Origin of the sequence: Paenibacillus sp. NPDC057967 (genome assembly GCF_042887015.1) — a bacterium.
Lineage (GTDB): Bacteria > Bacillota > Bacilli > Paenibacillales > Paenibacillaceae > Pristimantibacillus.
Genome location: NZ_JBHVQB010000002.1, coordinates 60,612 through 82,826 on the forward strand (window position 1 = coordinate 60,612; position 22,215 = coordinate 82,826).

Annotated in this window: 20 protein-coding genes and 1 pseudogene; 12 read left to right on the plus strand and 9 right to left on the minus strand. The window is 49.5% G+C overall.

All coding sequences use genetic code 11. The features are described from left to right. Positions 1–1,761, plus strand: a complete 1,761-nt coding sequence (locus ACFVSO_RS04765; protein WP_387470654.1) for a glycoside hydrolase family 2 protein — start codon at positions 1–3, stop codon at positions 1,759–1,761. A 57-nt stretch (positions 1,762–1,818) separates the two neighbouring features. Here ACFVSO_RS04765 and ACFVSO_RS04770 read toward each other — a convergent pair whose 3' ends face one another. Together ACFVSO_RS04770 and ACFVSO_RS04775 are read right to left on the minus strand one after the other, a co-directional pair. Further along, entirely contained in the window at positions 1,819–2,664 is an 846-nt protein-coding gene (locus ACFVSO_RS04770) for a helix-turn-helix transcriptional regulator (RefSeq protein WP_387470656.1), read from the minus strand. A gap of 107 nt (positions 2,665–2,771) precedes the next feature. Next, positions 2,772–4,307 (minus strand): sulfatase family protein, encoded by a 1,536-nt coding sequence (locus ACFVSO_RS04775; RefSeq protein ID WP_387470658.1) that lies wholly within the window; start codon positions 4,305–4,307, stop codon positions 2,772–2,774. 261 nt (positions 4,308–4,568) lie between these two features. Here ACFVSO_RS04775 and ACFVSO_RS04780 point away from each other — a divergent pair, with 261 nt between their 5' ends. From ACFVSO_RS04780 to ilvB, 3 genes and pseudogenes are all read left to right on the plus strand, one after another. Next, positions 4,569–5,153, plus strand: a complete 585-nt coding sequence (locus ACFVSO_RS04780) for a TetR/AcrR family transcriptional regulator (protein ID WP_387470660.1) — start codon at positions 4,569–4,571, stop codon at positions 5,151–5,153. 179 nt (positions 5,154–5,332) lie between these two features. Beyond that, positions 5,333–6,159, plus strand: a pseudogene (gene speE, locus ACFVSO_RS04785) (polyamine aminopropyltransferase). A 1,120-nt stretch (positions 6,160–7,279) separates the two neighbouring features. Continuing rightward, positions 7,280–9,004, plus strand: coding sequence for a biosynthetic-type acetolactate synthase large subunit (gene ilvB, locus ACFVSO_RS04790; RefSeq protein ID WP_387470662.1), 1,725 nt, complete (start codon positions 7,280–7,282; stop codon positions 9,002–9,004). A gap of 82 nt (positions 9,005–9,086) precedes the next feature. Here the strand turns inward: ilvB and ACFVSO_RS04795 are convergent, their stop codons facing one another. Both ACFVSO_RS04795 and ACFVSO_RS04800 read right to left on the minus strand, forming a co-directional pair. Continuing rightward, positions 9,087–9,644: an ArsR/SmtB family transcription factor gene (locus ACFVSO_RS04795; RefSeq protein ID WP_387470664.1), complete on the minus strand. Its 558-nt coding sequence runs from the start codon at positions 9,642–9,644 to the stop codon at positions 9,087–9,089. Between the two features lie 39 nt (positions 9,645–9,683). Then, positions 9,684–10,964, minus strand: coding sequence for an MFS transporter (locus tag ACFVSO_RS04800; RefSeq protein ID WP_387470666.1), 1,281 nt, complete (start codon positions 10,962–10,964; stop codon positions 9,684–9,686). A gap of 259 nt (positions 10,965–11,223) precedes the next feature. Here ACFVSO_RS04800 and ACFVSO_RS04805 point away from each other — a divergent pair, with 259 nt between their 5' ends. From ACFVSO_RS04805 to ACFVSO_RS04815, 3 genes are all read left to right on the plus strand, one after another. After that, positions 11,224–12,255: a helix-turn-helix transcriptional regulator gene (locus tag ACFVSO_RS04805; protein WP_387470668.1), complete on the plus strand. Its 1,032-nt coding sequence runs from the start codon at positions 11,224–11,226 to the stop codon at positions 12,253–12,255. Between the two features lie 173 nt (positions 12,256–12,428). Then, on the plus strand, positions 12,429–13,223 hold the full coding sequence (locus ACFVSO_RS04810; RefSeq protein WP_387470670.1) for an SDR family NAD(P)-dependent oxidoreductase: 795 nt from the start codon (positions 12,429–12,431) through the stop codon (positions 13,221–13,223). A 95-nt stretch (positions 13,224–13,318) separates the two neighbouring features. Further along, complete coding sequence (locus ACFVSO_RS04815) at positions 13,319–14,845, plus strand: hypothetical protein (RefSeq protein ID WP_387470672.1); 1,527 nt, start codon at positions 13,319–13,321, stop codon at positions 14,843–14,845. Positions 14,846–14,914: 69 nt separating this feature from the next. Here ACFVSO_RS04815 and ACFVSO_RS04820 read toward each other — a convergent pair whose 3' ends face one another. The 3 genes from ACFVSO_RS04820 to ACFVSO_RS04830 form a co-directional block, all read right to left on the minus strand. After that, positions 14,915–15,319, minus strand: coding sequence for a VOC family protein (locus ACFVSO_RS04820; RefSeq protein WP_387470675.1), 405 nt, complete (start codon positions 15,317–15,319; stop codon positions 14,915–14,917). Between the two features lie 209 nt (positions 15,320–15,528). Continuing rightward, on the minus strand, positions 15,529–16,446 hold the full coding sequence (locus ACFVSO_RS04825; protein WP_387470677.1) for an NAD(P)-dependent oxidoreductase: 918 nt from the start codon (positions 16,444–16,446) through the stop codon (positions 15,529–15,531). Positions 16,447–16,453: 7 nt separating this feature from the next. Next, the gene (locus ACFVSO_RS04830; protein ID WP_387470679.1) at positions 16,454–16,783 is read right to left on the minus strand and encodes a hypothetical protein; all 330 of its coding nucleotides are present in this window, start codon (positions 16,781–16,783) and stop codon (positions 16,454–16,456) included. Between the two features lie 183 nt (positions 16,784–16,966). Here ACFVSO_RS04830 and ACFVSO_RS04835 point away from each other — a divergent pair, with 183 nt between their 5' ends. Then, positions 16,967–17,308 (plus strand): PadR family transcriptional regulator, encoded by a 342-nt coding sequence (locus tag ACFVSO_RS04835; RefSeq protein WP_387470681.1) that lies wholly within the window; start codon positions 16,967–16,969, stop codon positions 17,306–17,308. Beyond that, the gene (locus tag ACFVSO_RS04840) at positions 17,305–17,862 is read left to right on the plus strand and encodes a DUF2812 domain-containing protein (RefSeq protein WP_387470684.1); all 558 of its coding nucleotides are present in this window, start codon (positions 17,305–17,307) and stop codon (positions 17,860–17,862) included. Before ACFVSO_RS04835 ends, ACFVSO_RS04840 begins: the two co-directional genes overlap by 4 nt. Positions 17,863–17,950: 88 nt before the next feature. On the opposite strand, the gene ACFVSO_RS04845 is transcribed toward ACFVSO_RS04840, so the two are convergent. Both ACFVSO_RS04845 and ACFVSO_RS04850 read right to left on the minus strand, forming a co-directional pair. Beyond that, complete coding sequence (locus ACFVSO_RS04845; protein WP_387470686.1) at positions 17,951–18,937, minus strand: zf-HC2 domain-containing protein; 987 nt, start codon at positions 18,935–18,937, stop codon at positions 17,951–17,953. Next, the gene (locus tag ACFVSO_RS04850) at positions 18,934–19,440 is read right to left on the minus strand and encodes an RNA polymerase sigma factor (protein ID WP_387470688.1); all 507 of its coding nucleotides are present in this window, start codon (positions 19,438–19,440) and stop codon (positions 18,934–18,936) included. The genes ACFVSO_RS04845 and ACFVSO_RS04850 overlap by 4 nt, the downstream gene beginning before the upstream one ends. Positions 19,441–19,862: 422 nt before the next feature. Here ACFVSO_RS04850 and ACFVSO_RS04855 point away from each other — a divergent pair, with 422 nt between their 5' ends. The 3 genes from ACFVSO_RS04855 to ACFVSO_RS04865 all read left to right on the plus strand — a co-directional run bounded on the left by ACFVSO_RS04855 (position 19,863) and on the right by ACFVSO_RS04865 (position 22,196). Continuing rightward, on the plus strand, positions 19,863–20,498 hold the full coding sequence (locus ACFVSO_RS04855; protein ID WP_387470691.1) for a TetR/AcrR family transcriptional regulator: 636 nt from the start codon (positions 19,863–19,865) through the stop codon (positions 20,496–20,498). Between the two features lie 8 nt (positions 20,499–20,506). Then, on the plus strand, positions 20,507–20,983 hold the full coding sequence (locus ACFVSO_RS04860; protein ID WP_387470693.1) for a DUF4188 domain-containing protein: 477 nt from the start codon (positions 20,507–20,509) through the stop codon (positions 20,981–20,983). Between the two features lie 265 nt (positions 20,984–21,248). Then, positions 21,249–22,196, plus strand: a complete 948-nt coding sequence (locus tag ACFVSO_RS04865; protein WP_387470696.1) for an NAD-dependent epimerase/dehydratase family protein — start codon at positions 21,249–21,251, stop codon at positions 22,194–22,196. Positions 22,197–22,215 lie beyond the last annotated feature (19 nt).

Here is a 22,215-nt window from a genome sequence, read left to right on the forward strand (position 1 = left end):
ATGACAACTAAGGCATATATCAAAGACTATCCGAGACCTCAATTCGTACGCGATCATTGGCTCTCCTTGAACGGCGAATGGAGCTTCCGCTTCGATGACCAACGCGTAGGAGAGAAAGAAAAGTGGCAGGAGAAATTCGAAGAGACACATAAAATCAACGTGCCCTTTACGTATGAGACCAAAGCAAGCGGAATCGGAATTGAAGAGTTCCACTCGCAAGTCTGGTACAACAAAGCCGTTCATATCCCGAAGGAAGTTGAAGGGAAGCGGGTGATCCTTCATTTTCAAGCGGTGGATTATGATGCCAAGGTATGGGTGAACGGAGCATTGGCAGGCGGGCACCAAGGCGGCTATGCGGCCTTCTCCATTGATATCACCCCGTATCTCGTAGTCGGGGCGGAGAATCAAATCACGGTAAAGGTCAAAGACAGCAATAGCTGTTATCAGCCGCGCGGCAAGCAGCGCTGGACCGAGAACAATTTCGAATGCTTCTATATCCAGACGACTGGAATCTGGCAGACGGTATGGATGGAATATGTAGAGGAACAACGGCTGGATGCGGTCAAGATCACACCGGATTTCGACCGTTCCATCGTCCGATTCGATTACGAGGTGAATGGGTTAGAGGCAGCCGGTGACTTAAGGCTGGAAGCGATCGTTACGTTCAAAGATAAGCCCGTAAAGCGAGTTAGCCTGGCGATTGACCGCCCTTGTCTGACCGTTGAGGTTGATCTGCTGCATGAGGCGAACGGGCCGTGGAAGAGAAGCTTCTGGTCTCCCAATCAACCGAACCTCTATGACGTGGAATTTGTGCTGTATGCGAATGACCAAGTCGTGGACCGGGTGTTCTCTTACTTCGGCATGCGGAAGATTTCCATCAAGAATGGAGAAGTGCTGCTGAACAATGTGCCGATCTACCAGCGATTGATTCTGGATCAAGGTTATTGGACGGACAGTCACCTGACTCCGCCAAGCGAGGAAGCTCTGATCGAAGATATCGATCATATTCTGGCGATGGGGTACAACGGTGTGCGCAAGCATATGAAAATCGAAGACGCACGTTTTCTCTATTGGTGCGATGTGAAAGGTCTGCTCGTATGGTCTGAGATGGCGGCTACCTTCGAGTTTCATGACAGGGCGGTTGAGGCGTTCACGAAGGAATGGCTGGAGATCGTGAAGCAGCAATATAATCATCCAAGCATTATTACTTGGGTTCCCTTTAACGAATCATGGGGCGTTCCTCTCATTCTGCAAGATGTGCGGCAGCAGAAGCTGACCGAGGGCATCTATCATTTGACCAAATCGATCGATCCTTACCGTCCGGTTATCACGAACGACGGCTGGGAGCATACGGTGTCCGACATTCTAACGCTGCATGACTATGTCGCGTTGGGAGATGATTTTCTAAAGCGTTATGCGAGCAAGGAAGCGATTGTAACTAATGAAACGACTTGCAATCAATGGAAGTATGCGTTTGCCGAAGGATACGAATACCGGGGACAGCCGATCATCATCAGTGAATTCGGCGGAATCGCGTTCAAGTCGGACAAGGGCTGGGGCTATGGTGACCAGGTTGCATCAGAAGAGGATTTCATTAATCGATTCCACGGTATTACCCAAGCGATTAAGGACGTTGCCTATATTAGCGGGTATTGCTATACGCAGCTTGCCGACGTCCAGCAGGAAATCAACGGGCTTCTGACGGAAGATCGCAAGCCGAAAATTCCGTTAGATACGATTAAGGCCATTAATTTAGCCTAAATATAACGTAAGAAACGGACTGTGCGAGATGCACAGTCCGTTTCTTATGCAGTTAACTTATGACTTTCGATAAAAGCTTGGCGGCTGTCCATAATAGCTTTTAAAGGCATGAGTGAAGGAGTACACGTCTGAATATCCGAGAGAAAGGGCGATATGAGAAATCGGAATTGCTGTTGTATTCAATATTTTCATAGCATCCTCCATGATCAGATTCGTCAGATACCGATGCGGGCGCATGCCGACCTTCTGGTGAAAGACGTTGGAGAAATGCGAGCGGTGGATCCCGACATGATCGGCCATATCGGTTACGGTTATGCCTTCCTTATAATACAGATGAATGTAGTCTATGCTTGTCGCTACCCAATCATCGGCTCCCGAAGCTGTCTTTATCGGCTTAGACAATTGGACGATCTGATTCAGCAAAGCGTAAAACCGTTGCGTTAAGGAGAAATCATCCTGCTTCACAAGATGCTTCCACTCTAAGGCAAACTGAAAAAACGACTGCTCCAGCTCCTCATCGAAAAAGTTTTTGATGTAGGGGTTTTTGAGCGTAAGTCCAAGTCGGCTGGTGATTAGCGGCATTTGCTTGCCCTCGGCAGCTACCCAGAACATTTTCAGAACAGGTTCTTCACGAGGTGAAATGTAATATTCATGGATGCTATTCGGAAATAGCACGAACAGATCGCCTCGCGTAAGGATAATCTCTTCTTGGTTCACACGCAATGTAACCTGGCCTGCATGAACGAAGTGCATGCTGTAATAGGCGATAAAGCGCGGTCCGATATGATAATTCGGCTTGGCCTCATTATAGCCTATACGTATGGGGATCACGCCGTTATGCTTCTCGAGTGCATTAGGCGTGTGATATAAATGCTCCGCATATTCATGGGTAAACTCTATCATGCACACGACCTCTTCCAATGTTAAAGGTTGATGGATGTCCCTATCAGTTTAACATCAGGACGGATGAATAGAATAGCAACGGGCTTTTCTACTCCAGATCGGACGGCTTAAGCGTGACAAATTCTAGGCATCGGCATCGATTCTTTCCCAAGCTCAGCCCATACGTATTTGAGTAGAAGCTCTGATTTTAAAGCGGCGAAATCAGGGTTATCCCACAAGTTATGCAGCTCGCTCGGGTCCTCTTGCAGGTCAAAAATCTCACCGTACGTTTGGTTGTAATAAACCGTAATTTTATAGCGTGCATCCACGTACGTCTTCTGATGGATGGTGGTTGCTTCATGCCGGAATTCACAGATCGCATGGTCCCTTGCTTGATCCGATGTCCCGAGCCAAACCTCCTTCTGATCTACTCCTGTCATAGCATGAGGGATAGGCAGATTGGAGAAGGACAGGAAGGTAGGGGCAAGATCGACAAGCGACTGGAAGGCCTCGGAGGTCTTGCCGGCCGTTACATGACCCGGGTATCTCACAATGAATGGAAGCTTGATCAAATCCTCATAGTGGAAGCCACCCTTGGCTTGCAAGCCGTGCTGTCCGAAGAAATGGCCATGGTCGGTCGTGAAGACGATCAAGGTATTGTCGGCCATACCAAGCTCGTCCAGTTTATCGAGAATGGTCCCGATATACTTATCCATCATGCTAACCATGCCGTAATACACGGCGACTAAATTCTTCTTGTCTTCCTCCGTCAGCTTGAACTTGCTGCCGTATTCGTAGTAGTGATGGGAGCGGTAACCATGGATATCGAATCCGCTCTCCCGTAAGCCCGAGAAGTCAGGGGCTTCCTCCTGAGTCATGCGGAAATGCGGCGGATTAAGATCGTGCTCGCCCGGAACCAGAGAGGGAATAGTGAGCTGATCGGGATCATACATCGTATCCCATGGCTCAGGCACCAGGTATTCGGGATGGGGGTCAAAAAAGCTGGACCATAAGAAAAAGCTGTCGTCATTCTCTTTATATTGCTCTAATAAAGCATTGGTTCGTTCGGCGATCCATGTATTATAGTGATACTTCTCAGGGATTGGCCATTTGTAAGTCTGAGTGGGGTCCATGGTGCCTGTCGGCGGCAAGAAATAATCCCTCCAATTGGTACAGCCTTTGTCCTCCAGCCATAATGCATAGTGCTGCCCGACATGCGCTTCATTGGTATGATTTCGTGCTAGCTCCACATGAGAGAAGCCGTAAAAAGAGTCCTGGTTCGTTCTCCAGTAATCCAGGTCCTGAAGGATAGGGTACGATTCGAGCGATGAATATTGTTCGGTTGAACGCAGGGGCTGAAAATGGGCCTTGCCGATCAACGCCGTTTGATAACCGGCTTGCTGGAAGTCTTCACCGATGGTGTGGCGATCCTCAAGCAGCTTCGTTCCAAGCGTCCAGGCTCCATGCTGGCTTGGATGCATGCCAGTAATAATGGATGCGCGGCTCGGCGTGCAGGTAGGATTAGGGCAGTAAGCCCGGTTGAAGGTTGTCCCTTCACGAACCAGCCGGTCCAGATTGGGCGTATGGATTTCATGGTTGAATGCACCTATCGTATTCCAGTGCTGCTGGTCGCTCGTAATGAGTAGAATATTTGGTTTTTTCATGGGCTCATCTCCTTCTTGCTTATCATTATAGTCAATTAGCGTAAGAAGAAGGATAGCATAATGTGTGGTTTTCATTTGTCATTTTGTAAGGCTATTTTCGGTAAATATTTTGTAAACGAGCGGCCTATCGAATCGAAAGCATCATGTAGGAAGGCCATTACCCTTGAACATTGCGGGGTGTGTTTAGTAACATGGTGAATGAGCTAGACAACAGAATGCTAGATTAAAACATTAATCTGGTTTGTAAGTGGAGGTGAAAACATGACGGCCAATAAAATTATGGAAGTCGCACTTCGTCACTTTGCGCGAAATGGATATGACGGTGCTTCTCTTGCGGATATTTCCGCTGAAGTAGGCATTAAGAAACCTTCCATTTATAATCACTTTAATGGTAAAGACGATATGTTCCTCACGGTATTTAAGGCGGCGGGTGATAGGGAGACGATCTTTATTCAGGACTATTTGGAGAAAAGTAGTTCTCATTCGCTGGAAAATAAGCTTTATAGCTTCTTAAGCGCATATAGAAATCGATATGAGCAAGAGGATGATACGAAATTCTTTTTGCGTATAGCGTTTTTTCCGCCTGCTCATTTGGAGAAGGAGGTTGTGGATTATAGCAATCTTCATCTCGATCGAACGAATGCGGTGCTCGAAACCGTATTTAAAGCTGCGGCAGAAAGCGGCCAGTTGCATCCCGAAGTTTCGATTGACCGGGCTTCTACCGCTTTTACAGCGGTATTGGACGGGTTATTTGTCGAGATGATCTATGGTGATTTGGAGCGATTCCAGAAGCGGCTGGATGCATCCTGGTTTATTTTTTGGCGAGGGATACAAAACCATACATAATGGACTGCTGGGAACGGGGCCAGGGGAGACTAAGGTTTTCCCTGGTTTTTTGTTGTGCCGCGACGTGCGTTTCCTGTGAAAAATCAATTGAGTTCCGTTTCTTTCTACGATAAACTAACGATCGTTAGTTAGTTAGTGATGGAAGCTGCTTAGTATTTAGGCATATGGGAGGTAGTTATATGGAGCTTTGGTTTACCGAGCATCAGACGAAATCGTTTGGAATTACAGCTAAAGTCAAGCAATCCCTTCACACCGAGAAAACACCTTTTCAACAGCTCGATATTGTAGAAACCGAAGAGTTCGGCAATATGCTTGTGCTCGACAATATGGTGATGACGACGGAAAAGGATGAATTTGTGTATCATGAGATGATTGTTCATGTCCCTCTGTTCACACATCCAAATCCGCAGAAGGTGCTGGTCGTTGGCGGCGGGGACGGCGGTACGATACGTGAAGTGTTGAAGCATCCGGGCGTGGTTCAAGTGGTGCAGGTAGAGATTGATGGTAAGGTCGTGGAGTATTCGAAGAAGCACCTGCCTAGTATTTCCTCCGCTTACGGGAACCCGAGAACGGAGCTGATTATCGGTGACGGCTTCATGCATATTTTGAATAGTACGGATGAGTATGATGTAATATTGGTAGACTCGACCGAGCCAGTCGGCCCTGCTTCTAATCTATTTACGAAAGGCTTTTACGCAGGCATTGCCAAGGCTTTGAAGGAAGATGGCATCTTCGTGGCGCAGACTGACAATCCTTGGTTTAAAGCGGAGCTGATTCGCAAGGCAATTCAGGATACAAGGGAGATATTCCCTGTCACTCGTCTGTATACATGCAACATCCCAACCTACCCTAGCGGAATGTGGACCTTCACCATGGGGTCGAAGACATATGATCCATTACAGTAGAAGCCGAGCGTTTCTTCAATATAGATACCAAATACTACACGCCTGAATTGCATAGAGCCTCTTTTGTTCTGCCTAAGTTTGTGGGGGATTTGTGTAAGTAGGGTATTGATATCGTTAAGGGAGTTAACCTCATTAAGCAGCGGTAGTCTGGGATTTTCGTTTCCTGGGGTGCTGCTGTTTTTATTTGTGAGTAAAATTTGAAAATCTGAATATTCTGTGCTACCATGAAAAACAATAAATGTTGCGATGAAGAGAAGAAAGTGCGAAGGCGCTTATGTCCAGAGAGCAGAGGGAACGGTGGAACCTTTGCCATATTCCTTTGTATGATGTCGTCTCGGAGCATTTTGACAGAAAGTCGAATCTGATATGGATTCGGTGAGTAGACTCAAACGGAATGGCACACGTTATCGTGCCGCAGGCAAGGGAAGCCTTGCCTCATGAGGCCAGAGACCGCAAGGTTTCCGGTGAATCAGGGTGGTACCGCGAAATGTTCCCCTTTCGTCCCTTTGAGCATGCAGCTTATGGCTGTCTGCTGAGGATGAGAGGGGTTTCTTTATTTTATAAGGATAAGCGATGAAGAGAAAAAAGCATAAGGGATCTTATGTCCAGAGAGCAGAGGAAGCGGTGGAACCTTTGCCATAAACCCTTTATGCGATGTCACCCTCTGAGCTTTTTGGCAGAAAATCGGACTGACTGGTTCGATGAGTAGATCCAGACGGAATGGCACACGTTATCGTGCTGCAGGCAAGGGAAGCCTTGCCTCATGAGGCCGAAGACCGCGAGGTTTCCGGCAAACCAGGGTGGTACCGCGAAAATGTTCCCCTTTCGTCCCTTCAAGCATGCAGCTAACGGCTGTCTGCCTAGGATGAGAGGGGTTTCTTAATGGATACGGATAAAGCGATGAAGAGAAAAAAGCATGAGGGCACTTATGTCCAGAGAGCAGAGGAAGCGGTGGAACCTTTGCCATAACCCTTTATGCGATGTCGTCTCCGAGCTTTTGGCGGAAAATCGGGCTGACCAGGCTCGATGAGTAGACCCAAACGGAATAGCACACGTTATCGTGCTGTAGGCAAGGGAAGCCTTGCCTCATGAGGCCAGAGACCGCGAGGTTTCCGGCAGATCAGGGTGGTACCGCGAAAATGTTCCCCTTTCGCCCCTTTCAGCATGGCAACTTATGACTGCCGGTTGAGAGGGGTTATTTTGATTGAAGGAGGAGCTTTAATGGAAAAAGAAATAATGGTGAGAATGGAACAGCAGCAGGAGGAGTGGATTACTGGATCGGAGGTTCTATTGCGTTGCTTGCTGCAAGCAGGAACCGACTGTGTATTCGGTTACCCGGGGGGCAATGTTCTGTACATCTATGACGCGATGGTGGATCGTCCGGATTTCAAGCATATTTTGACAAGGCATGAGCAAGGGGCCATTCATGCGGCGGACGGGTACGCCCGCTCGACAGGGAAGGTTGGCGTATGCATCGCGACCTCCGGGCCAGGCGCAACCAATCTGATAACCGGCATTGCGACAGCGTATATGGATTCGGTGCCGCTGGTCATTATTACAGGCAATGTCTCTACGGCTGTCGTTGGTACGGATGCCTTCCAGGAAGCGGACATTATCAGCATGACGATGCCGATCACGAAGCATAATTATTTTGTTCGCGACGTTAACGATTTACCGCGCATTGTTCATGAGGCCTTCCACATTGCCAGCACGGGGAGGAAGGGGCCGGTATTAATCGACATTCCGAAGGACGTGTCTAATCACAAGATGCTTTACAGTCCAGCCGATGAGTTGAGCTTGCGGGGATACGGAGGGGCTCCAAGCCCGAACCGGGAGGCGATCAATCAGCTGATTCAGGCCATTGCCGAGTCGGAAAAGCCAGTTATTATCGCCGGGGGCGGCGTGGTCTACTCCGATGCGTCGAGTGAGCTGTTGGCATTTGTGAATAAAACCCGTATTCCTGTAGCCACCACATTGCTTGGATTAGGCGGGTTCCCGAGCGGGCATGACCTGTGTCTGGGCATGATGGGTCATCACGGCACCTATGCGGCGAATATGTCGGTTCAGAACGCTGATTTGATTATTTCCATCGGCTCGCGCTTTGATGATCGGGTTACGATGAAGGTAGATGGGTTTGCTCCTCATGCCAAGAGGATTGCCCATATCGATATTGATCCGGCGGAGATCGGCAAAAACGTAAATACGGATATTGCCTGTGTCGGCGATATAAAGGCGGTACTGGAATACGCGAATGCAAAAGTGAGGTCTGCGCAATCCTCGCGCTGGATAGAAGAAGTGCAGCAGATGAGGTCGGAATATCCGCTGAGGTATAAGGATTCCGAGACCGAGCTTAAGCCGCAATATGTGCTGGAGATGATTCATCAGACGACAGAAGGCAATGCGATTATTACGACAGACGTAGGCCAGCATCAAATGTGGACCGCTCAATTTTACAAGTTCAATCATCCTCGTTCGCTCGTCACTTCTGGGGGATTAGGAACCATGGGCTTCGGCTTTCCGGCTGCTATCGGCGCACAGATCGGCAATCCGGATCGGCTGGTCATCTCGATCAACGGTGACGGCGGCATGCAGATGTGCGCACAGGAGCTGGCGATTTGCGCCATTCAGAACATTCCCGTGAAGATAGTTGTTCTTAACAATGAAGTGCTGGGGATGGTAAGACAGCAACAAGAGCTCATGTACGAGAGGCGATACAGCCAGATCGAGCTGGCGGGCAGTCCGGACTTTGTGAAGCTTGCGGAAGCTTACGGGGTTAAGGGATTGAGAGCGACGAACAAGACAGAGGCGCGTCGCGCTTGGCAGGAGGCGTTGGATACAGCCGGGCCGGTGTTGGTGGAGTTTGTGATTCCAAGGGAAGAGAATGTATATCCGATGGTTCTTGGCGGGACGACATTGGATCAGCTCATTATGGGGGAGTTTGAATGAACATCAAGGCAGCCTGGAACTAGATGTCCATGGCTGCCGCTTTTATTCACCGACGGTATGCTTCACCGTCTTTCGCGTCCACTTAATCGGGGTCGCCCGACATCGATGTAAAGAGATGGTAGGAGGCTTGCTCCGGTTTTGTTTTTTTGCCGTATTTGCTTGTGAGTTGTTCCAGGTAAGCCTTCAGATCCTTAGCCTCATCCGGCGTCAGGAAGAGATCGGTATTCATTAAGAGTGCGACACCTGCCGGATTGGAGGCTTTGTTACTCAGATATCTTTCCTTGCTGTCGTCGAACGTCCGGGCGATCAGCTTCTGAGCTTCGGAGGCATATATTTCTTTGATAGAGTCGTCTACGTGATCTTGATTTATCTCGATCGTGCCTTCAAAAGCTGTATAATATTTGGCCGTAATGCCATTAATCATTTTAGTCTCCGCGATTACGAGAAGTCCGATTCTTTCCAGCTTACGCGCATGGTAGTAGACCTTGGCTGGAACCTCTCCAAGCTTATCGGCGATTTCCTTGATCGTAACCGGACGCGAAGCCTTATGGAACTGGTTCATAATCTTCATCCGGTACGGGTCGGAGAAAATCCGGATTTCTTCGATTGTCTTCAGCACTTTTTTCTCGATAGCGGCCACTCCTGTCTCCTGGAGAACGATAGTTTCGTATTCAGTATACTATATTTTCATAAACTTTTTTTGCGTCAGGAGAAAGAAGGGCGGAATCAATACCAGTATGCCTGCTCCTAGAAAAAGCCATTCCACACCGACCAAGCTGCCTGCGGCGCCGACGATAAGGGAGCCGAGCGGGATAAAGGAAAAGCCAATCATGCTCGATACGGAGCTCACGCGGCCAAGCATCGCTTGGGGAGCAGCTTCCATCATATACGTAGCCGATGTCGTGCTGATGAAGGGAAGCGCGAGTCCGCTGGCGAAAGCCGCGCATCCTGCAAGGAGAAGGGGCTGCCAAGAAGTCAGCGACGGAATAAACAAGCAGACCTGCCCTATTCCAAGCAGGAAGCAGCCGGTGATGATAAGTCTGCTTTTGCGAAACCGCCCTCCCCAAGCTCCCATTCCAAGCCCGCTTAAAATCATGCCGAGGGTGATCGAGCCGCCGAGCACGCTTTGCGTGGCCGGACCGGACTGGAGAATATCCTGCACATAGACCGGCTGCATGACATTGAGCGGCGTCAAGCCTACATTAATAACGGCGCTTGTGCTTAAGGTGTAGAGCATGATTCGTTGAGAGCGTATAAAGCTCAGCCCTTCTTTGAGCTGCTGCCAGAATTGTGGCGGCTTCGCTTCTGTTGCTTTCCCAGCCCGTTCGTCCTCAGCAGCCGGAATGCGAATAAACAACAGGATCAGAGCTGACAGCAGAAAGGCCCCAGAATCGACCCAGATGGCTCCAGCAATCCCGATCCAGGCAATAAGCGGACCAGTCAAGGCAAGCCCGGCAAGCTCTGCGATCCGGGAGGAGGATGAAATGAAGGCATTGCCGCTGAGCAGCAGATGCTTTGGCAGCAGCCTTGGGATTAGCGAGGTCTCAGCCGGATTAGAGAAGCATTCAAAGGTAGAGTTCATCAAAGTAAATAAAAATAAATGCCACGGCTGAAGCTGACCGATAGCAAATAGCAGTGCGGTTAAGGCGACAACCGCGAATCTAGAGGCGTAAGACAGCACAAGGAGCGGTTTCTTGGGCAAGCGGTCGACAAGGACGCCTGCGAACAGGCTGAACAAAATGCCCGGCACAAAATTGAGCGCAAACAAGCTGCCCATGAGCAGCTTGGAGCCGGTGAGCTGATACACCATCCAGCTATAGGCAATGGAATCAATGGAATCCCCGAATCGTGTCACCATCTTGGCGAAGAGCAGCACAAGGAAGGGCTTGTGATACCTTAATGCGCGCATAGAAGATGAAGCAGTAGTTTGGGTATAGGTCTGGGCTGCAGGGACACTCATCTAAATCCTCCATTCAACGATGGTCTTGTACATGCAAGACTAACGTTTCATTTATATTAACGTTAAAAATAATTTAACGTTAATATAAGTTTAATGTAAGCCCTTTTTTTATTTTTCCAGATCATGGAGGGATCCGGATCAATTGATTTTTTATTTATGAGCTTAATGAGGTACCATAGTCATACATGCATGCATAAGGGCGGAGATCGAATCATTATTCACGTCTTAAAATAAAGCTGTAAAAGGAGGGAGCGACCGCATGAAATCTCATTTGTCCGACCGTATAAAGTTCCCGCCGGGATTCTGGGAAGGCGTGCGTCTCGCAGGGATTGCAGCGCATGATATTGCCCGCAAAGCGGGGCTTCCTCTAACCATTATCCATGAGCCTGTAGTGACGACCGCTCAATATTTTGCGATTTGGCAGGCTTATTCCGATCTGATTGGCGATCCTGCAGAGGGCATCATTAAGCTGGCTACCTCTTTTGAAACGGCGAAATACCCGCCTACCGTCCTGGCGACTTATCATGCTCGCGATTACAGAGATGCGCTGCACCGCATGGCTCGCTATAAGCAATTATGTCCGCCAGAAAGCTTGCGAATTGCCGAGCAGAGCGAGCAATGCACCATTGAGTTGGCATGGCTATATAAGGAGCAGCCCGGCCCGGCAATGTTAATTGGCATTACACTGGCTTATCTGCTGGAGCTTGGGCGCCGGGGGACCGGTCAATATTTGACGGCGCAGCTCGTGGAGTTTTCGCAGCCGATGGGGAATGTACAGGCTCTTGAAGCTTATTTCGGCTGTCGTGTTCGAATGGGGGCGGCATGCAATCGCCTCACGCTGCATCGCAGGGATCTGGACCGGCCCTTTGTCTCCTATAATGAAGAGTTGCTTGCCATTCTGACTCCTGTACTGGACCAATCACTTCATGAAGAGCTCGACAGCGGCTCCATGACCGAGAAGGTCAAATGGATCATTAAGCGCAACCTCGCTGGGGGAAGTCCTGATATGGGGAAGGTGGCGAAGGAACTGGGTTTGAGTGACCGTACCTTGCAGCGGCGGCTTTCCGATGAGCAGACAAGCTTCAAACATCTGCTAGGGCAGGCCAGACATGAGCAGGCGCGCGAGTATCTGTCCGACACTTCGCTGGATATCAAGGAAGTAGCTTACCTGCTGGGCTATGAAGACCAGAATTCGTTCTACCGTGCCTTTCGTGATTGGGAAGGGGATACGCCTTCGCATTGGCGGGCAGAACGTACAGGTGCAGACGCGCTGCCAGATGAATGGGCGTGAAATTTTTTATTGGGAAACCCTCCCTACTGTCGTAGATGGCAGCGACGTTGGCGTGTGCGGCAAGAACTTTGGCGCAAGGCGCTAGTTACTGGACCACTTGCAGAAGGTAATATAGTTCCTATCCGAAGCTCAGGACTTCGTCGTGAGTGATGAACAAGGAAGGGGATTATAAGATGGATATGGGATTATCGAATAAAACGGCTCTTATTACCGGATCAACGAAAGGCATCGGCAAAGCGATTGCTTTTGAACTGGCAAGAGAAGGCGTGAATGTGCTCATTAATGGCCGTAAGGATGAAGAGGTCGAGCGTACTGTACAGGAGATAAAGTCGGTCTTTCCAGAGACTTCTCCACTTAAGGCCACAGCCGATCTGGTGGATGCGGAGCAAAGAGAGGCTTTATTCCGGCAGCACCCCGCGATAGATATTCTGGTGAACAATATGGGCATTTATGAAATCATGTCGTATGAGGATATTGACGATGAAGTGTGGGAGAGATATATTCGCACCAATGTTCTGGCAGCTAATGCGCTGACCAAATTGTATTTGCCAGGTATGCTGAATCGCAATGATGGCCGGGTAATCTTCATCGCGAGTGAAGAAGCTGTCATGCCATCCGGTCAAATGCCGCAGTATGCCGTAACGAAATCGATGTTGCTATCGCTATCCAAAAGCTTGTCGAAATTAACGGCAGGCACTGAAGTTACCGTCAATACGATTATGCCGGGGCCGACACACTCGGAGAATGTACATCAAATTATCGACAGCATCTATTCGGATAAAGGGATGGCTTTTTCGGAAAAAGAAAAGCAATTTATGAAGAGCAACCTGCCCCAGTCCGAGCTTCAGCGATTCATCCGACCAGCGGAGATCGGCAGACTGGCAGCCTTTGTATGCAGTCCTTATTCATCTGCGTTTAGAGGGTCGCCAATTCGGATGGATGGGGGAATGGTGCCTACGATTTTTTGATGCAATTTGGACCTATCGGGCTATGTGCGGCTTCCAGGCGGTTTGGTATACTCTTTGGTATATTTTGGACCCGTCAACTAGAAAGGATGATCCGCATGATACCGGAAGCTGGAGATATTTATTGCGTCTATGTCGAAAGGCTACAGCGCTACGCTGCAGCCCAGATTACTCATATCAAACCGCCCGAATCTCCTAAAGAAAAGCCGCTGGCTGCTTTGCTTGAGCTTGATTGGCTTGGCGAGAAGCTGCCGGATGAACGCGAATTGCGGGAGATGAAGCCGCTCATTTGCAATTATTTTTTCTGGGATGACCAGTTGGATCATTCTTATGTGGAATATAGCGTGCCGATCGGGTACACGAAAGTAGGCAACCTGCCCCCGCTTGTAACGGAGGAGGTTCGAAGCTATGGTACCTGGCATGTCGGAGGCAGCGTCGGTAACCAGAGGCAATGGGATGAGATACCGCAGGAGCGTCGTCAGCGCTTCAAGGCAGCGGCGCAGGATCGGACAAAGGTAGAGGTGGGCGGACGCCAGCTATCCCTATCGACCAGTACGGTTCATGAGGATTTACTGCTGGAGCTGTCTGATGTGTCAGAGCTTGAGAAGCTTCCGTGCCTGACGCGTATTCATACTGACACATTAAGCGATGCGTTGCTGGCGTTTATTGCAGGCAATCCGATTATGACCGAGCTTCGAGTCCATCGTACGGACCAACCTGAATTAGATTTCGGCGGCTGCCGTTTGACCAATTTGTCGATTCAGACGGATGGCCTTAAGCGGCTTAAGCTAAACCGGGAGATGAAGCAGCTTATCCTTACGGGATCTTCGTCTTCGGAGCTTCATATTTCGGCGTATGATGATGGGCGTTGGCTTACTGTTCATGACAAGGCGAAGCTGCCGGGATTTGCGGGACTTGATCAGCTGGGCGGTATGAATTTGACAGAGATTACGGAGCTTGACGTGCCATCCATTACCCGGCGATTCCCGGCGATGCAGTCGCTGCGCTTATGGGGCAGACCGGGCTTATTGACCGGATTGGAACGCTTGTCGGAGCTATCCGAGCTGCGGAGTTTTAGTACAAACGATTTATTCGGTTTCACCGGCGAGCAGTTCCCTGACCCGGATCAGCTGCCGCATCTAGAGTGGCTGTGGCTTTCCAGCCTGCCTGCCGAAGCTGCACTGTCGATTCGAAAACGCTACAAGAAGCGGGCTGCGGAGGGTCTGGATTTAAGCATTACGAAAGCCCGCAAGCCAGAATGGCTGGCCGAAAATCTCAACAATCCGTTCCGGGATTGGGATGGACGCGAGCATATCTCCGCTGCGAATGCCCGGAAGGCTGCCGAGGTGTACAAGAAGACGTTATCGGCATTAACGAATCTGGCGAAGCGAAAGGAAACAGGTGACTTTTCTTCTGCAGTGATTCAAGCTAAGGTGGAGGAACTGGTCCGCGTCTATACGGTTGCTTTCAACAAAATGGATCGCCGATCAGGCTTTATTGAAACGGTGGAGCGGGAAGAGATTTATGTTGTGCTTGTCGAGCTGCTGCAAAGCTTCAACGACTCTGGCGGCGAAGCAGATATGGATGCGATGTTAGCGTTGTTTGATAGCCTGAGGGAATATTGAAATCGAAAAGACGAGCTGTATCTGAAGAGGATACGAGCTCGTCTTTTTGCTGGGAATGCAATTGCGGGCTTACTCTGCCTTGCTCTGAGCGGTAATCATCCACCATACTCCGTATGGGTCCATAACCTCTCCCAAAAACATACCGAACGGCTGAAACTCGAAGGGATATTTCACCTGTCCGCCAGCCGAGAGCTTATCGAACGCTTCGCGGGCTTGAGATTCCGAATCCAGTTCCAGAGATAGATACAGGCCTGAACCGTGGTTGAATGGTTCCATACCATCTGCCAAGAAGATGTAGTTCTCTCCTGCAACCTCAATGCACATATGCATAACCTTGTCTTTATCAGCGTGCTGCGCTCCCATTGCTTGTTCGTGGGTCATGATTGACATGATTTTTCCGCCAAGCGAGTCTATGTAGAATTGTCCCTGCGTTCTGGCATCCTCCGAAATGATATATGGCTTTAACTTTCCCATTGGTTAGCATCCTCTCTTGGTAAGGGCATATGCTTACTATAACCGAATTACTATTGCTTCATTTCTCTCCGATTGCTATTTTAGCGAGTGTATTTGGTTTATCAATTGCTTGGTTTAATGACTTAATCGTTTATGTGGTTGATATTTTTGTTAATCAAAAAGCCGAGAACATCCACTCAAACGTTCCCGGCACTCGTCGTCATTACGATTTATTTGCCCTCTTTCCCTTCCCCAATCGTCTCCCCGATCCACGCTTCATACGTCTTCACAACAGAACTGAGGTCTTCCTGACCGAGACCGTTGTTGCAAGTGATTTGGAACAACTGCTGCACGGTGGCCTGAATAGGGGAAGGCACCTGTAGAGACTGGGCGAGACGTCCTGCGAGCTTCACATCCTTGAACATGAGCTTGGCCATGAATTGCGGCGAGAAGTCGCGGTTCAGAATACGTGGGCCCTTCACCTCAGCCGCAGCGCTGCGGGCGCCTCCGCCGGCCAAAATGTCAAGGAACAGCTCCGGGTTGCCGCCGGATTTCTGAACAATGGACATACCCTCTGCCAACGCGGAAATATTGGCTGCGACAATCAAGTTGTTCGCGAGCTTCGCATTGGCTCCAGTTCCGTTAGGCCCCATATATAAAGCCTTCCTGCCCATTAATTCGAATAGCGGCCGGCAAGTTTCATACGCTTCCTTCTTGCCCCCGACAATGAAGGTCAAAATGCCTTCGATCGCATGGGGTTCGCTGCCCGACACCGGTGCATCCAGCATGTCGACGCCAACGTCAGCGAGGCGCTCCGCTAGCATCTTAGTCGTATCCGGGTAGATAGTGCTGCAATCCACGACGATCTTCGGCGTACCGAATGCCTCATCCGTACAAGCCGATAAGATGCCGTCCTCTCCCAAATAAATCGCTTCAACCACCGCATCATCCGTCAGCATCGTGAACACGATATCTGCTTGTCCCGCAGCTTCCTTCGGTGTCGATACGATCGTGACCGAGTCCAACTGCTCGAAGTCCCGAGCTCTGTCGCGGTTGCGATTATAAACAGCCAGCGTATATCCAGCGTGCTGAAGATGCATAGCCATCGGTTTGCCCATGGTGCCTAGTCCTATAAATGCGATTCTCATTTGTCGTTCAACCTCCAATTTTATTTGTAGGATCTACATACTTATTTATATAGTTGTGAAACGAAAGATCGTATTCGGCAATCGCTTGATACACATCTTCTAGGCGGTTTTGCAGCTGGTGAAGATTAAGGTTAGCTGAAGGGAGAGCTCCATTATCGTCATTCGGCTCAACTAGATAGGGGCAAAAGCCCATACCCTGATCTTCACAGTACATGACATATCGATATCCCTGAAATTCAAAAGAAATCAGCATGAGATCATTATAGAAAAAATGAAGCTGCACATCTCGTACGAAGAGCGGCTCATCAATTTCTGTTGCGTAAGGCAAAGTAATCATTAGCCATGTCCTTTCCTATAACAACAAAGGTTATACAACGCCCATATCTTCATCATATCATAGTTGCCGAGTCAATTTTACGCAGTCGATTCCCACTCTGCATCTGCCCATTGACACGTATATCGTTAAACGATATACTACATTCAATGATATATCGTTAAATGATATAAAGGAGGTGCCGAATTGCCGAGAAATGATTCTTTGGAGATGGGCGAGCTGACGGATACGGCGTTCTACATCTTGCTGTCCGTTGTGGAGCCCAAGCACGGATATTTGATTATGCAGTCGATCGAGACGATGACGAATCAGCGATTGACGGTCGGACCGGCATCGATGTACACCACCATTAAGAAGCTATTGGCTGCCGAACTTATTGAGCTATTTGATGACGACGATGACAAACGCAAAACCTATGCGGCTACCTCCAAAGGGATGGAGCTGCTGAAGAAGAACGTCGAGTGGCGCAAGGATATGGTGCGCCATGCGGAAGCCATATTTGAACAAAGGGGAGTGAAGGGAGTATGAAGACAACCAAGTATGTTGCTAGCGGCGGGTTGGCATTTACCGAAGCATCGGATATGAAGAAGCTAGGCAAGCACGCACGGAAAGGATGGTTGCTAGAGAGCTTTGCTCCATTCGGATATACCTTGAGAAAGGGAGAGCCTCAGAATCTTATCTACAGCGTAGATTATCAGGAGGATGCGGATGCCGATTACTTCGCCTTATTCGAAGAAGCGGGCTGGAAGAAGGTGTGTTCTGCGGGCGGGGATAGTGCCTTCCATATCTTCAGCGCTTCTCCAGGCACCAGACCGATCTATACGGATCAAGACTCTCTTATTGAACGATACGAGCGTGAGCGGAAAATGTCCGGCAAGGCAGCCTTGCCGCTGCTCATCGTGACGATAGCGCTTCTGCTCGTGCGCATGATGAGTATGAACGACTGGCTGCCCAAGCTGCTGGGACAGATTGGACTCGTTGCAGGTTTGGCTTCACTCATTCTGCTTATTTTCCCAGGCATGCCGTACATCTGGTATACTTTTAAGCTCAATCGTTACCGCAGCGGAAAGAGGGCCGTATAGCGCACAGTGATGCAAATTGAAGGCGACCGTTCCAGAGAACGGCCGCCTTTATTAATGGGATGAAAGGTTTATAGACTTAATGGCCCAACTACTTCAGATCAGAAATCGACAAGCTCTCTAGCAGCTTCGGTGTAAGTGGATCATTTTCCGCAATGTAAGAGCCGCCTGTGAGGCAGAACACTCCTTTGTCATTGCCGGACAGACTGATCTTGCCTGACTTCACAACCTGCTTGCCGTCTGTCAAATGAAGATAGAAGCTATAACTTGTCACGCCGTCGTATTCGATTACATAAGAGGAACTGAGTCGATGGCCGGTTAGCGTATGCCCTAGCCGCTCCCACTCCTTCATATTGGCGATGAAATTGGCTTTGCTTCTCTCATAGAATTGCTCATAGCTCATGTCTCCGTATTTGTCGATAAAGTCCTGGGCGTTCTTCTTGTCCGTCTCTCTTGACTCCGGGAATTCCTCGTACTGCTGCATAATCGCCTTGACTTGCTCCTCCGTATAGATAATTTCTCCGTTTGTATAAAATAGGCGACCGTTCTCGTCAGTTTCCGGCCGTATGCTCTCTTCCTTGAAGGCCAGTATATCCGCCGAATGCTTTAGTCCTTCTTGAATGTCATCATAATAATAAAAGTCCATATTCAGATAAGAAAATGCCCGCTCGTAATCCCGCTTCTCCAGCGCGGTGAGAAATTGGCTTGCGGCATAATGATCATACAGATTGGTGAATGACATGCCTTCGCCGCGATATTGATTGATGCCCAGGAACAGCAGGGGGATGATCAGCAGCAAAGGAATAAGCGATAATAGCCATCTCCTCTTGATGCGTCTTAGCACTCTTTTGGCAGCATGATCACGTTGTTGTTCCCCCACTCCTTCATTCTGCCCCGCGTCTTCTTGACTTCCCAGCAGTACATCAACCGCCATGGGCTGTGCCATCGCTTCATATTTCTTCCGGCATGCCGGACAGCCTGCCAGATGTTCTTCGACATAAGCCTTACTCTCTGCGGAGCATGCGCCGTCGACATAAAGCGGCAGCAAGTCATACACGATATTGCAAGATGTGCTCATTCGCGCGCCTCCATTTCCATTACGATTCGCTCTTTTGCGCGGTAATAGGTCATTTTTGCCCAGGATTCGGTTTTGCCGAACAAGCTCGCAATTTCTCTGAATTTGAGCTCGCCGAATACTTTCAACGTGAACACTTCCTTATAGGGCTCCGGTAACGCGTGCAGGATACGATGAACCATAATGGCCTGTTCCTTCTGGAGCATCCGGATGGTAAAGTCGTCCCCGGCCTCGGTATCATCCCATGCAGGCTCATCCGCACGCCGCTTGCTCTTCTTGTATTCATTGAAGTACAAATTCTTCGCAATCTGGCACAGCCAGCCATACAGGGAGGCTTGACCCTTGAAGCGGTCGATATGAAGGAAGGCCCGATAGAGGGTCTCTTGCGTTAACTCTTCCGCCATCGCCTCATCACGGGTGAGGGATAAGAGGAACCGATGCACGGGAGCCGAATATTGTTCATAGACCTCAGAGAATTGCCGCAATTCATCACCTCTCTCCAGCATCTCCGTCAGCCTCGTCCTTCTATTAGACAATCGAAAATCGAAATAGACACATAATTGAAGAAAAAAATGTAGATGGATAGTCCAATTCGCCACAGTGAGGAATCGACGGATAGCGACCCTCCAGCCTCTTGAGTGTACGCATGAAAACCCTATAAATCTACATATTGTTCGTTCGACAAAACCCGACAAGGTTAAGCGATAGGAATGAGACGAGACGACGTATCGGATTGACTTGCGCAAATGGTATGATGGAGAAATCAGCAGCGGATCTTGTAAAGACAATTGAGCGATTGCGCCGTTGGTCGTCTGCCAAGCGTTTGAATGACGGTAATCTTGTTAAAGTTTGGAATAAATGTTGACAATAATATTTATCGTAAGTAAAGTTATTGACATGAGTTAACGAAAAAATGAGGATGATGCTCGTGGTTATAGCGGATATTTCATTAAGGGAGATCAAGAAGGCTAGAGCCAAGATTGCTTTATATGAAGCTAGTCTGTCCTTAATGGAAGACAAAATGTTCCATGAAGTGATGCTGGAAGACATTTGTCGACAGGCCGAAGTGTCGCGTGTTACGTTTTTTAAGTTTTTTCCGAAGAAGGAAGATGTGCTCGTCTACTTCATGCGGGTATGGCTGACGGAGCGGATTATTGAGATTGAGCAAGAGAAGAAGAAGGGCTTCGATGCCATCCGGCACTTACTGTACAAGGTAGCGGAGCAGACAAAGGTGACGCCTGGCATTCTGCCCAGCCTGATCTCGTTCCTGGCGGAGATGAGAATGCATCCTCATCTGCAGGAATTGAGCGAAGCCGAGGTGCGGCTTCTCTTTCCTGATCATGAAGAGGTAGGGAGCTCCACGCCCGACCTCTATAAGATCTTCCAAACCAGCATGGAGCATGCCGAGAAGACAGGAACACTGAAGGATGGGATATCGCTTGACCGCGCGGTCAAGGTGCTGTTCACGATCTTCTATGGCTCGTTCCTGACCGCTCAGCAGTATGCTTCTACCGATATCATCGGGTTCTACGAGATTCATTTGCAGCTTCTCGAGAAAGGGTAGGAAGTCAGATGGCCGTCATATTCCCCGGAAGGTATACCGCTGGGATAGAGGGATCGTTCGTCGTGTTTCATATCGGCGTACGGATTAACCGGATTTGGGCGGTGCACCGGTGGCTGCCGGTGACGCTTGCGATGAGCCCCATGCTGCAAGAATTGTATACGAACAAGGAACTTGGTTTCCTCCATGCGAGCTTTCATTTTTCTTGGCGCGGTATTACAGTCATTCAGTACTGGCGATCGTTCGAGCAATTGGAGCATTATGCGAGACATGGGCAGAGGCATCTGAAGGCCTGGCGAAACTTCCATCGGAAGGTCGGGGCTAGCGGCAGCGTCGGCATCTATCATGAGACGTATGAGGTACGCAATGGCTGCTATGAAGCCATGTACAACAACATGCCCGTCTACGGATTGGCCAGGGCGGGAAGCCATCAGCCGATTACGGCAAGTAAGGATACGGCAAGGCAACGGCTTGGAAGAAAGTCGTAGTCCGGCTCCGTATGAACACATTCTAGGAGGGGTTTGTGATGCAGACACCTCCGAACAAGCATAGCCGAAGCAAGCCGGAAGCGGACCAAACCCGCTGCTGGCTTGCTTTTTTTGCTGCTTCGGGCACTTTTGAGTATGTGCGTAAATAACTGAACACAATTAATAAAATTTACTTGACTAAAGATATTTACTGCGATTCTCAAAATGGGTATAATTAGCATCGTAGGTTGTAGACTCCATATTAGGAAGGGGAATGTGTGAGGAGATGAATGAACTTCAAGTAGTCATTGGTACCGGGCCGCTCGGCATGGCGGTTATGGAGGAGTTGCTGTTTCAGGGCAAAAAGGTGCGCATGGTCAATCGCAGCGGACGTGCCAATGTACCTAATTCGGTACAGGTCGTGAAGGGGGATGCGACGATTTCAGCTGAATTTGCAGCGGCCTGCGGGGGAGCGTCCGTCATCTACCATTGTGCTAAGGCGCCCTATACGGCTTGGCCTGAGATGTTCCCGCCCATTATGGACGGTATTATTGAAGCGGCAGAGAATGAGAAAGCCATTATCGTCTATGCAGACAATTTATACATGTACGGCAGCGCGAGACGGGATCTGACGGAAGACCTTCCGAACAGGGCTGACGGGCGCAAAGGCATTACTCGGGCCCAAATGGCCAACAGGCTCTTGACTGCGCATCGCAGCGGCAAGGTACGCGCCGCAATCGGCCGGGCTCCGGACTTCTTCGGTCCGGGCGTGCTGGACTCCGCTTTGGGAGAGCGGGTCTTCCGGGCGGCGCTTGAAGGCAAGCCGGCTGAGGTCCTTGGCAACATTGATGCTCCTCACACTTATATATACATTCGTGATTTTGCCAAGGGGCTGGTGAAGCTGGGTCAATCTCAGGCATCGCTTGGGCATATCTGGCATGTCCCGGCCGCTGAGACGCTTACCACGCGTCAGATCGTATCGATGATCTACAGCATGGCAGGAAGGGAACCGAAATTCCGTGTCGCGCCGAAAGCATTCGTGGCACTGCTCTCTCTTTTTAATGCGAATATGAGAGAGATTAAGGAAATGCTGTATTTGTTCGAGGAGCCTTTTGTCGTCAACACGAGCAAATATGAGAAGATGTTCGGCAAGGACACGACGCCTCACGAGCAAGCCGTTGCCGAGACGATGGCCTGGTTCCAGAGCCTATCGGATCATAAAAAAATTTCATAGGAAACAAGAGGTGAGATCG

Excerpts from the sequence above, each read along its gene's own strand:
- ACFVSO_RS04865 (WP_387470696.1), top strand. The coding sequence starts at position 21,249 with ATGAATGAACTTCAAGTAGTCATTGGTACCGGGCCGCTCGGCATGGCG.
- ACFVSO_RS04805 (WP_387470668.1), top strand. The coding sequence starts at position 11,224 with ATGAAATCTCATTTGTCCGACCGTATAAAGTTCCCGCCGGGATTCTGG.
- ACFVSO_RS04845 (WP_387470686.1), bottom strand. The coding sequence starts at position 18,937 with ATGAGCACATCTTGCAATATCGTGTATGACTTGCTGCCGCTTTATGTC.
- ACFVSO_RS04825 (WP_387470677.1), bottom strand. The coding sequence starts at position 16,446 with ATGAGAATCGCATTTATAGGACTAGGCACCATGGGCAAACCGATGGCT.
- ACFVSO_RS04780 (WP_387470660.1), top strand. The coding sequence starts at position 4,569 with ATGACGGCCAATAAAATTATGGAAGTCGCACTTCGTCACTTTGCGCGA.
- ACFVSO_RS04860 (WP_387470693.1), top strand. The coding sequence starts at position 20,507 with ATGGCCGTCATATTCCCCGGAAGGTATACCGCTGGGATAGAGGGATCG.
- ACFVSO_RS04815 (WP_387470672.1), top strand. The coding sequence starts at position 13,319 with ATGATACCGGAAGCTGGAGATATTTATTGCGTCTATGTCGAAAGGCTA.
- ACFVSO_RS04800 (WP_387470666.1), bottom strand. The coding sequence starts at position 10,964 with ATGAGTGTCCCTGCAGCCCAGACCTATACCCAAACTACTGCTTCATCT.
- ACFVSO_RS04810 (WP_387470670.1), top strand. The coding sequence starts at position 12,429 with ATGGATATGGGATTATCGAATAAAACGGCTCTTATTACCGGATCAACG.
- ACFVSO_RS04765 (WP_387470654.1), top strand. The coding sequence starts at position 1 with ATGACAACTAAGGCATATATCAAAGACTATCCGAGACCTCAATTCGTA.
- ACFVSO_RS04830 (WP_387470679.1), bottom strand. The coding sequence starts at position 16,783 with ATGATTACTTTGCCTTACGCAACAGAAATTGATGAGCCGCTCTTCGTA.
- ACFVSO_RS04775 (WP_387470658.1), bottom strand. The coding sequence starts at position 4,307 with ATGAAAAAACCAAATATTCTACTCATTACGAGCGACCAGCAGCACTGG.
- ACFVSO_RS04770 (WP_387470656.1), bottom strand. The coding sequence starts at position 2,664 with ATGATAGAGTTTACCCATGAATATGCGGAGCATTTATATCACACGCCT.
- ACFVSO_RS04850 (WP_387470688.1), bottom strand. The coding sequence starts at position 19,440 with ATGCTGGAGAGAGGTGATGAATTGCGGCAATTCTCTGAGGTCTATGAA.
- ACFVSO_RS04840 (WP_387470684.1), top strand. The coding sequence starts at position 17,305 with ATGAAGACAACCAAGTATGTTGCTAGCGGCGGGTTGGCATTTACCGAA.
- ACFVSO_RS04820 (WP_387470675.1), bottom strand. The coding sequence starts at position 15,319 with ATGGGAAAGTTAAAGCCATATATCATTTCGGAGGATGCCAGAACGCAG.
- ilvB (WP_387470662.1), top strand. The coding sequence starts at position 7,280 with ATGGAAAAAGAAATAATGGTGAGAATGGAACAGCAGCAGGAGGAGTGG.